The sequence below is a fragment of the Alteromonas sp. W364 genome, from assembly GCF_031846205.1.
GTDB classification, from domain to species: Bacteria; Pseudomonadota; Gammaproteobacteria; order Enterobacterales; family Alteromonadaceae; genus Glaciecola; species Glaciecola blandensis.
The window spans coordinates 1-12,705 of sequence record NZ_JAVRID010000008.1 but is presented as its reverse complement, the minus strand read 5'-3'; the positions used below and the strand labels follow the sequence as shown (position 1 = coordinate 12,705).

General features: G+C 42.9%; 8 protein-coding genes. 4 read left to right on the top strand and 4 right to left on the bottom strand.

Features of this window, described 5'->3' with window-relative positions; genetic code table 11:
- Nucleotides 1-199 precede the first annotated feature (199 nt).
- Both RM556_RS13245 and RM556_RS13240 read left to right on the top strand, forming a co-directional pair.
- Nucleotides 200-2,911 carry a TonB-dependent receptor domain-containing protein gene (locus tag RM556_RS13245; protein ID WP_311362157.1) on the top strand — a complete coding sequence of 904 codons (2,712 nt, stop codon included), beginning with the start codon at nt 200-202 and terminating at the stop codon, nt 2,909-2,911.
- An 89-nt stretch (nt 2,912-3,000) separates the two neighbouring features.
- Nucleotides 3,001-4,719 (top strand): amidohydrolase, encoded by a 1,719-nt coding sequence (locus tag RM556_RS13240; protein ID WP_311374817.1) that lies wholly within the window; start codon nt 3,001-3,003, stop codon nt 4,717-4,719.
- Between the two features lie 71 nt (nt 4,720-4,790).
- On the opposite strand, the gene RM556_RS13235 is transcribed toward RM556_RS13240, so the two are convergent.
- The 3 genes from RM556_RS13235 to RM556_RS13225 form a co-directional block, all read right to left on the bottom strand.
- On the bottom strand, nt 4,791-7,289 hold the full coding sequence (locus RM556_RS13235; protein WP_311374816.1) for an EAL domain-containing protein: 2,499 nt from the start codon (nt 7,287-7,289) through the stop codon (nt 4,791-4,793).
- Nucleotides 7,290-7,459: 170 nt separating this feature from the next.
- Nucleotides 7,460-9,151, bottom strand: coding sequence for a gamma-glutamyltransferase (ggt, locus tag RM556_RS13230; protein ID WP_409220090.1), 1,692 nt, complete (start codon nt 9,149-9,151; stop codon nt 7,460-7,462).
- A gap of 109 nt (nt 9,152-9,260) precedes the next feature.
- On the bottom strand, nt 9,261-9,731 hold the full coding sequence (locus tag RM556_RS13225; protein ID WP_311362155.1) for a GNAT family N-acetyltransferase: 471 nt from the start codon (nt 9,729-9,731) through the stop codon (nt 9,261-9,263).
- A 347-nt stretch (nt 9,732-10,078) separates the two neighbouring features.
- Here RM556_RS13225 and RM556_RS13220 point away from each other — a divergent pair, with 347 nt between their 5' ends.
- Nucleotides 10,079-10,513 (top strand): MarR family transcriptional regulator, encoded by a 435-nt coding sequence (locus tag RM556_RS13220; protein ID WP_311374815.1) that lies wholly within the window; start codon nt 10,079-10,081, stop codon nt 10,511-10,513.
- On the top strand, nt 10,513-11,490 hold the full coding sequence (locus RM556_RS13215) for an MBL fold metallo-hydrolase (RefSeq protein ID WP_311374814.1): 978 nt from the start codon (nt 10,513-10,515) through the stop codon (nt 11,488-11,490). The genes RM556_RS13220 and RM556_RS13215 overlap by 1 nt, the downstream gene beginning before the upstream one ends.
- An 84-nt stretch (nt 11,491-11,574) precedes the next feature.
- On the opposite strand, the gene RM556_RS13210 is transcribed toward RM556_RS13215, so the two are convergent.
- On the bottom strand, nt 11,575-12,516 hold the full coding sequence (locus RM556_RS13210; protein WP_311374813.1) for a DUF1668 domain-containing protein: 942 nt from the start codon (nt 12,514-12,516) through the stop codon (nt 11,575-11,577).
- Nucleotides 12,517-12,705 lie beyond the last annotated feature (189 nt).

The window sequence follows — 12,705 nt, the reverse complement described above, 5'->3', positions numbered from 1 at the left end:
ACCCTATACACATATGCTAAAACCGATAGTGTCTTGATGTTTTTGTGCGTAAACAATAATAAAACCGAATATGCACAATGCCTTACTTCAATTCCAATGCTCCATACAATAATAAGATCGGGCATCTCTTTTGATAACTAGAGTAAACCGGCAGTTAAGCACGACGGAAATCCGCTTACAACAATATTGGGAGATACAAATGAAAAGTAAGTTTTACAAAATAAATACAATCACGATGGCACTCGCAGCGACAATCGCTACTGCCTATCCACTCCACTCGTTTGCTCAAGAAGAAGACACTGATGCGCAAGCCGAAAGCGATGCTGAACGAATCATCGTTACGGGTACTCGTTTATCAAATCGCTCTGCAGCAGACTCACCTGTTCCGGTAGATGTTATTTCTGGTGATGAATTTCGCCAAAACTCATCAACTGATGTTCAAGACATGTTGCGCACAGCAGTGCCATCTTTTGACGTAAATACGCAACCCATTAGTGATGCAGCGACAGTCGTAAGACCCGCTAACTTACGTGGTTTATCACCGGATAATGTGTTGGTTTTGGTGAATGGTAAACGCCGTCACCGAGGGTCTATTATATCCTTCCTTGGCGGTGGTATTTCTGATGGTGCACAAGGGGTCGATATTTCAGCCATACCGTCGATGGCGTTGAAACGAGTAGAAGTATTGCGTGATGGTGCTTCGTCTCAGTATGGTTCAGACGCCATTGCAGGCGTGCTTAACTTTATTTTGCGTGATAATTCAGAAGGTTTTGAAGTAAACGCGCGTTATGGCTCTACATTTGAAGGCGATGGCGATAATTACACAATTTCAGCAAACGCCGGTTTTGAAGCTGGTGAAAATGGCTTTATCAACGTCACAGCTGAAATTAGAGATGTTGAAGGCACAGTAAGATCGGTTGTTAGAGATGACGTAGCGGGCATGGTTGCTGCGGGATATATCTCTTCTGACGACTTCGTCGGTATTAATACTTACACGAGTGAAGTACCACAGTATTGGGGACAACCCGATGTTGAAGACGACGTTAAGCTTTTCATCAACTCTGGATTTGAGATCAGTGACAATGCTGAGCTTTATTTGTTTGGTAACTACGGTGAAAGACAAGTAACAGGTGGTTTCTTCTATCGTAACCCAGTGACAGAAGGTAGCCAACGTGGCGGTGTATATGCTGGCCCATTGGTTGATCCACTCACAGGTTTACGTGATGAGAACGGCGTTCACTCGGTACTCGTTGGTGCTTTGGATGGTAATACTGATTCATGTATCGATGGTATCCCAATTGGCGGAAACGGAAATGTATTCCCTGATCCAACATTACTTGCACAAGTTCAAGCCAGCGCAAACTGTTTCTCATTTATTGAAACCATTCCAAATGGCTTCGTACCTCGCTTCGGCGGGACCAATGAAGATATGGCATTCACTGTGGGTGTGCGCGGTGAAATAGCAGTTGGTACCGGTTTATCTTACGATGTGAGTGCTCAGCGCGGTTCAAACAGAACTGACTTCTTCATCAAAAACACAATCAACGCTTCGCTTGGTCCAGATACACCAAGAGACTTTGTACCTGGTGGCCAAGAGCAAACTGAAACGCTCTTGAACGTTGACTTTGTATATGCGGTGGATGCCGGCTTATATTCTGAGCTTAGTGTGGCATTTGGTGCGGAATACAGAAAAGAAGAATTTGACTTATTCGCAGGTGATTCAGCGTCATTTGCCTTGGGTCCTTTGGCTAGCCAAGGCTTCTCATCAAGCTCGAACGGTTTTGGTGGTTTCCCGGCGAATACCAGCGCTTCGCAGGACAGTAAAGCGATTTACGTTGATTTAGAAGCAGATGTTACTGAAAACTTAACGCTCCAAACGGCAATACGAGCTGAAGACTTCAGTGAGTTTGGTAACACGACTGACTTCAAGCTAGCGGGTATTTTCCACGTATCTGATACGGTTAGATTACGTGCAGCCTACTCTACTGGATTCCATGCACCAACTGCAGGTCAAGCGAACATCACGAACGTGACAACACAGAACGTACAAGGTGTATTGATTGACCAAGGTACATTGCCATTGTTCTCAGCGGCAGGACAAATTGCTGCTGATTTCGTGGAAAGCCAAGGCAACGGTAGACCAACGCTTGGCCCAGAAGATGCAAGAAACTTCTCGTTTGGTGCCGCGTTCGATATCGGCGACACTAGCTGGACAGTAGATTACTACAATATTGAACTGACTGATCGTGTTGCATTAGGAGGTAATATCAACTTCCTAGACGCACTTAATTTTGCTGGTGGAGCAGGCTCTGACTTCGCTTCAGTATCAGCGGCGCTAACTGCCCTAGATGCAAACGGTACGATTGATCGCGGTGAGTTTGTCGGCTTGGACGACTTGTCACAATTTAGATTCTTCTCAAACAGTTTTGATACGACTACGACCGGGATTGACTTGGTTGGTAACTATAGTTTCGACTTTATGGGCGGAGATTCTCGATTAACACTTGCAGCAAACTACAACAAAACTGAGGTCGACAGTGTTGGTACGGTCAACCCAATCGACGCAGGACGAGTTGCAGCAATTGAAGACTTGCTACCAAACTTGAGAGGTAACCTTTCATGGTTCCATTCTCACGGCGATATCAGTACTTTAGTTCGTGCTAACTACTATGGTGGTTGGGATGATACTGGTAATGGTGTGAATGGTATCGGCGCTGAAGTGCTATTAGATGTTCAAGTATCTTATCAATTGAATGATGAAACTCGCTTAGTTGCAGGTATTGATAACTTATTAGATGCATATCCAGAGGAAAACCCAGGCGCTGGCGGTAGTGGCCAGTTGTACTCAGAAGCCAGTCCTTTTGGCTTCAACGGTGCGACTTGGTATGTTCAGGCTCGTTACACTTTTTAAGTTAGGTCTTTAGCTTAATAAAACCCAAAATGCCGCTTGTTGTTCAAAGCGGCATTTTTTTCGGAAGCAATAAAATTAAGGAAGCGCTCATGAAAAATTATCGAATTAAACTAGTTGGCCTAATATTGCTTGGCGGTCTATCCAACGCCTGCTCTGACAATCAAAGTGTGTCAGCAGTTGACGATAGCCAATGCTTGGACGCCGATTTAGTGCTACACAATACAACCATTTATACAGCCAACGATGCAAAAGCCACAGCGCAAGCGGTGGCAGTAAAAGCAGATAAAATCGTTTTTGTTGGCGACAACGAAGGCGCAAAGGATTATTTGTGCGGTAACGCCAGACAGCTTGATATGCAGGGCAAATTTGTCTTTCCAGGTTTTACCGACAGTCACCAGCATGTTGAAGGCGTGGGCCAGCGACCTAAGACGCTTAGCCTATTCGGGATACCGACTTTGAAAGAGACCCGTGATGCAATTGAAGCTTTCGCACAAAACGTGCCGGAAGGTGAGTGGGTGCAAGGGCGAGGCTGGATTGAGCGCGAATGGAGTGATGAAAAACGATTCTTGACTAAGCATGACGTTGATTCTTTTACCGAAAATAAACCCTTGTTTATGCCAAGAGCAGACGGTGTCTCAGCCTTAGTTAACTCTAAAGCACTTGCAATGGCTGGTATTACTAAAGGATCCCCGGATCCCGAGGGCGGTAAATTTGAGCGCGATGAAAATGGCGAGCCCACTGGCTATGTACTTGCAACTGCAATGAATGTGTTTCGCGAACTTATTCCAGCAAAAACGAAGGCATATATTAAAGATAGCCTAGAAGTAGGCATGCAACAAAATGCGAAACTCGGTTGGGCAGCAACGCAAGATGCCGGAATGCCCTTTATCAATGTCGACATTATGCAAGAAATACATGCTGAGGACGGAATGAAAACGCGTATTTACGCGGCAGCAAATGTGCAGGAAGCAGAAACCATGTTCTCTCGCGGCAGAATGAAGACGGAGGATGACTTGTTTGATTTGCGGGGAATTAAGGTATATATCGACGGTACTCTAGGCTCACGTGGTGCGGCTCTGATCGAAAATTACTCTGATGCACCTCACAACGGTTTTATGAACAGAACGACCGAAGAGGAATTAAAGCCCATTCTTCGTAAAGCCTTGCGTGAAGGCTTGCAAGTTCAAACTCACGTCATAGGCGATAGAGCGGTTAAAACGCTGTTAGATTGGTATGAGGAAGCATTTGATGCTGTTCCAGTGAGTGAGCGAGCCGTTGCCGAACCAAGGTGGCGACTAGAGCATGCTCAGGTTATCCCACCCGCTCAACAAGATCGCATGGTAAAACTGGGGATTATTCCTTCTATGCAGCCTAGCCACGGCATTGGCGACTTAAACTTTGCGCCAGACCGACTTGGCCCTGAACGCCTTGCCTATGCTTACCCGTGGCAGCAACTGATTGACCGAGGCTCAATCATTATTGGCGGTTCAGATGCGCCTGTTGAACTTGGTGATCCGCGTATAGAGTTTTATGCCGCCGTTGCTCGCAAAAGACTAGACGGCAGTTCTGACGAAGGCTGGCATCCAGAGTTAGCAGTGAGTCGTGAAACAGCGCTTAAGATGTTTACCATTTGGCCCGCCTATGGGGCATTTCAAGAGAATGTTCGCGGCTCTGTCGAAGTCGGTAAATACGCGGATTTTACCATCTTTGATACAGATTTTATGACAGCCCCAGAAGCAGATATTTTAACGGCACAGAATGTAATGACTATTGTGGGTGGTAAAATTACTTATCAACACAAGCAGTAAAATCAATTGATGGCAGAGGCAGGAAGATTGATTCCTGCCTTTCTACGGCTGAAAAATTAGAAACGGACGACTCACACACTTGGTGCAGTACAATATGCTACGAAGTCATCTAATTCTAGAGGTTTGCTGAAGAAGTAACCTTGAAATGTATCGCAGCCCATAGCTACGAGTTCTGCAACATCTTGCTCGCTCTCTGTTCCTTCAGCAACGATTTTAAAATCCATTATCTTGGCAATGGAGATAATAGAATCCACCATCGCTCTCCCCCGCTTTGTTTGCATTTTTGATATAAATGAGCGATCTATTTTTAAGACATCAAGAGGTAAGCTATCAAGATAAGAGAGTGATGAATATCCTGTTCCAAAATCGTCAAGGGCGATAGAGAAGCCCTTATCTCTGAGTTTACCCAACTGGATAATAGCCAAGTCGAAACTATCAATAATCCCCGTTTCCGTAATTTCGAGTTCAATCTGATTTGGCTTCAAACCCTCACTAGCTATTTCAGCTTCTAAACTGTCTACAAAACCCAGGTTATTGATGTCTAAAGCACTGATGTTTACTGACACTTTGGGGAGCAATACGCCCTTAGACTCCATATGTTTGAGGTTTCGGGAGACTGTTCTAGCAACAAACATCGTGAGCTCACCAATCAAACCATTCGACTCAGCAAGGGGAATGAAATTATCAGGTGACACGAAGCCCTCTTCTGAATCTATCCATCTCACCAAGGCTTCTGCCCCGACGATTTCTCCAGTTTTATTATGCTTTGGCTGATAAACCACAAAAAGCGTTTCTTCTGCGATGGCTTTTTGCAACTTCACGACCAATGCCCTGTCGTGGTCGAGTTCACTTGCTAGAGTTTCTTCAAATTTAACACATTGCTTTCTGCCTTTTGCTTTCGCTTGATGTAAGGCAATACCAGCTTGAGAAACGATGTTGTTTTTCAATAGATCTTTTGCATTAGAAGAAATCACGCCTGCACTACAAGTCACAGAAATCATCCTCTTGCCGATGGTAAAAGGAGCCTCAAATATACTTTTAAGTGCTTCCCACTGAACCGCAATTTTGCCATGAATGCTTGAGATTGATGCGGTAAAAACTACCGCAAATTCATCCCCACCTTCACGCGCAATATAAATCTCCGAGCTAGAATAATTTAATAAACGAACGCCCAGCTCTCGTATAAGCGCGTCAGCAATATCTTTTCCGTATTTCCTATTTACGTAATTAAAATGGTCGATGTCGATAAGAAACAAAACGATCTGGGCTTGTTTGTCGACACTACTTGAAAGCTCTTCAAGATAATTAATCAATCGAGCTCTGTTCGGTAGGCGAGTCGCATAGTCGTAATACGCCATTTGTTGTAATTTATTTTCAACAGACTGCCTTCGATACTCAGCGGATGCCCTAGACGCAAAAATACCCAAAATATGTCTAAACTCTTGAGATGGGGAAAATTCCTGAGTGTGTAACAAAACGAGTAAGCCATAAGCGTTACCTTGTTCATCCAACAAAGGAAGACCAATGTAGGAAACAATGCCCATCTCTTCCAATAAATGATCTTCAGGAAACAATGAAGCTACTTTATCAGGGTAAACACACACTTCGTTGTTGCTGACTTCTTGGCAAGGTGTGCCAGCTAATTCATATTCAAAATTAGTACTTATTTCACCGTCTGAAAGAGCCAAAGTAGTTTTGACCGACTTCTGATGCTCATTCACCATTCCAATGAAAATCACTTTGGACTGAGTAAATGAATAAAGTGTTTTCAACATTCTTTCAAAGAAATCATTGCTGTTTGGGTCAGAAACGCCCTTCGCAAGTTCAAAGAAGTCTTGTTTTAAATCATTTAACTTCTTGCGCTCAATATCGATATCAATTTTTGCGAGTTTAAAAGAATAGGCAAGGCGCAACATAACAAAGATTGATAATATCGTGAAAGGCACACCTCCCACATAAATCAACGACAAGTCATTAGCATCAATTTTAGCTCCCAACCAATTCGCAAATAGCTGCCCAAGAATCGTCAGAGTTAGCATTGCTCCCACTAACTTAGATGCCTTGTTAAAAAGCTTAATGGCGAACCAGATACCTAATATTGCGACAACGACAAAAACACTTTGGAAGCTGTAAAAAAGCGGACTCGTATTGCCTGTCAGCGTGACGAAGTCACCCCAAATTGGACTAGATTGAAATACTAACTCAACTTCTTTTCCGAACCTTAAAGGCGTTTCTGAAATAAAATTGAGAATAAGAATAATAAAAACACAGATAGTGACCAACAGTGTTATCTGATTCGTCTTCTTTACATTGCACCATGTACCAAATGTATAGGTAAACAAAGGCAAGGCTATAAGCATACATACAAATTGGAGTTTGCTATAGAACAGCGCATTTTGTAGCTCTATTGATAAGTGCAAGCTCCATGTAATTGCGGTATACGCTATACATAGAAAGCAAAGCAAGGCAAAGGTCTTAAAGTGACGATAGTCTTCTTTCAGACCTGAAATGAGGATACTCAGCCCAGCAATCAGGTTGATCGTGATAACAGCTGTGTAAAATGCATTCATCTGCAATATTGTCCGAGATAAATTATTACCTACACTCAATCAATGAGGTGCTAACAAATTTAAAGACGTCCTGCAGACTAGTGTCACTAGAGTGCGAAGGCCTCTTTAATTTAAGTATATACATTAATACATATAAAAGGCTAATAAATCAGACTATTTTCTGAACAGTGTTAGTTCTTACTAATGACTTCAGCACTACCTCGATTGCGAGATTCCGACGCTGCTTCTAGTCCTTTCTTAGTATTCACTATTACTTGTAAATCACCAAAGTTGCCGGCACGCATCACATAACCTTTCTCTTGCAGAGCAGTGACAACGTCGTCCGCTAGCGTGTCGTGATAATAGATCATGTCTTTGGGTAGTAGTTGGTGATGAAACCGCGGAGAATCGACAACTTTCTGGGCACTCATATCGAACTCGATAGCATTCAGAATACTCAAGTAAACCGAAGAAATAATAGTCGTACCGCCAGGCGAGCCTGTTACCAGCTTGATTTTGTCATCTTCTAAAAGAATTGTTGGGCTCATCGAACTCAACATCCGCTTGTTCGGGGCAATGGCGTTCGCATCCCCTCCGACTGCGCCAAAAGAGTTAGCGACTCCTGATTTAGCACTGAAGTCATCCATTTCATTGTTTAGCAAAAAGCCTGCGCCTTCAACAACCATCCCACTACCAAAACTCAAATTTATCGTGGTTGTATTAGATACAGCATTGCCGAAGCTGTCCACGATTGAAAAGTGTGTTGTGTCATGGCTTTCATCTAAACCTGGTTTAACATTTTCTGTATTTGATATTTCTTCTAAATTGACTTCTGCTGCTCGTGAGTCAAGATAATCAGCGGCTAATAAAGCACTTTTAGGTACTTCATAAAAGTCTGGATCACCTAAATACTCGGCTCTGTCCGCGAAAACCCGTTTACCTATTTCTGCTAGAACGTGAATATACTGCTGGCTATTATGCTCAATTTTACCTGAGCGCGCTTTTACTCGCTCGTACATTTGCAACCACTGGGCAATAGCGATGCCACCCGAGCTTGGTGGTGAGGCACTCACGACAGTGAATTCTCGCCATTGCGTGATAATAGGCTCGCGCCATTTCGCATTGTAAGCAGCTAGGTCTTGTTCGGTTATTAAGCCATTCTTTGCATTCATAAAATCGACGATATGCTTCGCCGTTTCGCCTTTGTAAAAGCCATCTGCCCCTTGCATCTGTATCCGCTTCAAGGTACTTGCTAACTCTTGTTGTACAAATTTTTCACCCGTCTTAACACCGCTAAAATAATCTGCAAAATTCACCTCAATATCTTTCTCTGATACAGAGCTCTGATAGCCTTCGATGCGCTCAAATAACTGACTTGGCATCTCAAAACCTTCCTCGGCAAGCTTTATGGCAGGCGCAAGTAAGTCTTCCCAAGGCAAACTACCGTACTTTTGATGAGCAGCCCACATGCCAGCGACAGTACCAGGCACCCCTGATGCCAAAATACCATAGACAGGCAAATCGCTAACTACCTCACCTTGCTCATTCAAATACATGTCTCTTGATGCGCCTGAAGGAGCCGTTTCACGGTAGTCTAGAAAATTTGTTTTGCCGTCCATATAGGTCAGCATAAAACCACCACCGCCAATATTACCTGCCTCCGGATATGTCACTGCCAAGCTAAATTGCGCCGCAATGGCTGCATCGACAGCATTACCACCGGCGTCCATAATTTGCATAGCAACATCTGCCGCAAATTGATCTGGCATTGCAACGGCCTGCTCTTGGGCACTTACAACTGGCGGTTGTGGCGCTAGTTCTTGTTTTGAACAGCCTGACAATAGAACGATGCAAACAATGGCAGTCCCGAAAAGTAATTTCATGTTAGTAAGCTCCTTGTTCAATCGATAAAATTGAGCATGCTAGGGTGATGGACTATCACCTTACACTAGTTTGTTGTGCAATGTGAAGAGTAGAAGTCGTAGTGCAGGTTTAGCGCTCAGACTTATCTCTTAGCCGCATTTCTAAAAGGGCGGGCTCGAAGCCTAACTTCTCATAAGCTCTGATTGCCGAAGCATTTTGAGGGTAGACAGTCAGAGAGGCATTGACGACATCCTTTTCACTCCCCCAGCTTAATAGTCGCTGCATGATTTCGCGGTTTATTCCTTTTCCTCGATAAGCATCGGCCACGTACATCATGGCTAAGTAGAGCGATTTATCGTAATGGTAAAAGTGTTTGGCGTTCTTTAGTTTTGCTGCGCCACAGGCAATAATCACGTCTCCTTGTTCAGCAACGATCAAGGTGGCATTTTCGTTATTAATGAAGTCTACAGGATCATAATATTCAATAAATCCATCATCCAAGCATTCATCCATTGGTCTCTCCGCCTCTATGATTTGCTGCAGGCAGTGGTCTAGTGCTGGTTTATCTTGCGTTGTCGCCAATCGAAATATGATGTCCATAGTATTGAATATTCACCCAAACAAATGTTCTACGCATAAAAAAATTTAGGCTATTGAAACTAGCAATATAAGAAGTTCTTTGCAATCGATTAGGGGGAAGACAGCCTCATTCCTGTTCTAAACAGCAGTAATCAATCCTTTCATAAGAACCCTCTCTTCTATTCATTAACACAATTTCTTAAAGAAAAAATTTACAGAAACAAAGATTAGTTGACATACCAGCACCTAACTATACAATCATTTGTACAATTAATTGTATTTATGATGACAATATGAAAAAGCCTTTCTTTTATGAGCTCGACTACTCCGCAGCATTTTTTGCAAATATGACCAGCAGATTAAGCAAAATGATTAATGATGAATTTTCAGAAGTTTTAAAAGACAGCTCTATTGTCACGCCTATTACGGATGTTTCTCTCGTTATGTTTTTAGCTCAATCAAAGGGCGCTTCTATAGCCGAAATAGCTAAGGCGTTGAGCTATTCTCATCAACGAACCGCATCAAGAGTCAGTGCCTTAGAAAAATTATCGCTGATATACCGGCACACAGATTTAAATGATGGAAGATGTCAGCGATTTACCTTAACTAAACTAGGCGTTGATGACGTCGCTGAATTAACGCGCATAACAAAGGATGTAGCAAGCGTCATTAATGAAATATCCAAGGAGCAAAGCGTTCAGATAATGGAGGTATTATTTGGGTTTTGCCAAGCTATTGAGAATGAGCCCATCTCTGCGCGTATAAAAAAGCTGCCTAATAGCAGACAAGGAGAAATAAAATAATGAGGAATTCTTTATTTTTAATCATTGCAATTATGGCTGTGTCCAGTTGTTCTATTGCCGAACAACGATATGCGATAACTGACAAATCACCAATAAATGACTCAACTTCTATCGTGCCTATCATTGAGAACAAGAAATGGTTTCACGGTTCAATGACCTGCAATGCCGATAGTGCAAAGCCAATGGATATTCTTAAGTTAGATGAGCAAACCTTCATATTACGACAAAATAAGTGCGACACCTTCGAAGCACCGTTTATGTACCTGCTATTGGGCAGCGATAAAGCCATGCTATTTGATACTGGTGCAATAGAGGACGCAAATATCTCGCCTGTCGCAATGGAAATAGAAAGGCTGATACAACAATATAGCCCTGATCCAGCCTTACCTCTTATCGTCATTCATTCCCATGGGCATGCTGATCATAAGGCTGGAGATAAGCAGTTTGCTAATAATAAGACAGTGACAGTCGTTTCAAGCGACGTCAAAAAAGCAGCTACACAACTTGGGTTTCAAAATGGGCTTAGCGAAATTCAAACATTCACTCTTGGCAATCGCTCTATTAGAATGATTCACACACCAGGCCATCACGCTGACGCAATAACCATTTATGATGAGAAGCATAAAATCCTGCTGACGGGAGACACACTGTATCCGGGACTTATTTACGTAAAAAACTGGGACGCTTATAAGCAGTCAATCAATCTGCTTTATGCATTTTCTGAGGAAAACGAGGTTGCGGCTATTCTCGGCGGACATATTGAGATGTCAAAAGAGCCTTTTGTTTTGTATCCGGTCGGCTCGACCTATCAACCAAACGAAGCACACTTACTGTTACAAAAACAAGATATTGCTATTCTTTATCATGCCTTGAAAGCGGATCCTGAATCCAAAAGAATCGAGTTTGAGAAATTCACTATTCAACCTATGAATTGGTTTCAGCGAACGTTGAGTAATGTATTTTCGCTTTTCAATTAGAATAAGAGGAGTGGAGCCTGAGTTATCAGGCTTCCCCAACAGCTGGTAGATATTCGACCCGCTACCCTCATCGCAGGATTGATATTATTCACCCAATTTGAAGGTTTGTATCAGATTCAGGCTACCTTTAGAGGTACGTGTAGTGCCACCTATAACATAAGTCACACCGTTAATAGTAGTAGCTGCATTGTGTCGGCTAGGTAAATAACCGATATCAACCTCACGCCAAGTAGAAGTATCAAAGTCATAAACAAATGTTTCACCCAAATTATCATAATTCCCAAAGGTGAATACTTTGTTGTCCACAACGGTTAATGAGTGTGAACTAATACCTTTTGGCAAAGGTGGAAGTGTTTCCCAGCGGTCTTCAACAATACTATAGCGTTCAAAAACCGCCATACTGATTTTATGATCAAAACCACCGACAACATAAATAAAGTCATCTTTAACAAATGCCCTAGTGTCTTTAGCGCTAGGCATGTCGGCTAACCTAGACCAGCTATTGCTAGCTGTATCGTACATAAACATGGTCGCAGTTGATCGTAAACCCTGCCTACTTTGATAACTGCCGCCCATCACATAGATTTTATCTTCATGGAAAACTGCGGTGTTGGCTCTAGTTGCTGCTTGTAAGTTTTGAATGGATGTCACTTCATGCGTTCGGGTATTGAACACTTCGACTTCGGTAACCAAACCCATTCGCCCCTGTTTTAAGCCAACCCCACCCAATATGTAAATAGATTCATCACCATCAAAAACAGCACTATGATAACGTCTTGGGGTGAGCTTATTTTTGAGCGTTTTTATGGTGTTTGACTGTGGGTCAATGATATCAATGTCACCATATAAAGATTTACCAGAGCCCCCCACGACATAGACAAAGCGACCATCGTTAACAGCGGCAAGACCCAATTTAGAAGCGGGTAAGGTCAATGTGCCGCTCATCTGTGGTGAGGCGGAACATGCGCTTATTGTACAAATGGCAATAATGACTGTTATAGCCTGAATAAATTTTGTAAATCTCATTAAATATCCTTATTAATAATGGTGATAGGCGCACTTTTGAATGGCCATAATAGAGTTTAATAAAAAATGAAGCCTTTTCACACCAGGAAAGGCTTCATGTTTGATATTATTTAAGTTCTTGAGCGGCCCTTGAGAGGCGGTTTCTTACCCTTCACCACCGCGCAGTCGGTGGTCTGCTAAGAGGCAGAT

Bases quoted from the DNA above. Each gene is read 5' to 3' on its own strand.
- RM556_RS13210 (WP_311374813.1), bottom strand. From the start codon at position 12,516: ATGAGATTTACAAAATTTATTCAGGCTATAACAGTCATTATTGCCATT.
- RM556_RS13245 (WP_311362157.1), top strand. From the start codon at position 200: ATGAAAAGTAAGTTTTACAAAATAAATACAATCACGATGGCACTCGCA.
- RM556_RS13240 (WP_311374817.1), top strand. From the start codon at position 3,001: ATGAAAAATTATCGAATTAAACTAGTTGGCCTAATATTGCTTGGCGGT.
- RM556_RS13215 (WP_311374814.1), top strand. From the start codon at position 10,513: ATGAGGAATTCTTTATTTTTAATCATTGCAATTATGGCTGTGTCCAGT.
- RM556_RS13235 (WP_311374816.1), bottom strand. From the start codon at position 7,289: ATGAATGCATTTTACACAGCTGTTATCACGATCAACCTGATTGCTGGG.
- RM556_RS13225 (WP_311362155.1), bottom strand. From the start codon at position 9,731: ATGGACATCATATTTCGATTGGCGACAACGCAAGATAAACCAGCACTA.
- RM556_RS13220 (WP_311374815.1), top strand. From the start codon at position 10,079: ATGATTAATGATGAATTTTCAGAAGTTTTAAAAGACAGCTCTATTGTC.
- ggt (WP_409220090.1), bottom strand. From the start codon at position 9,151: ATGAAATTACTTTTCGGGACTGCCATTGTTTGCATCGTTCTATTGTCA.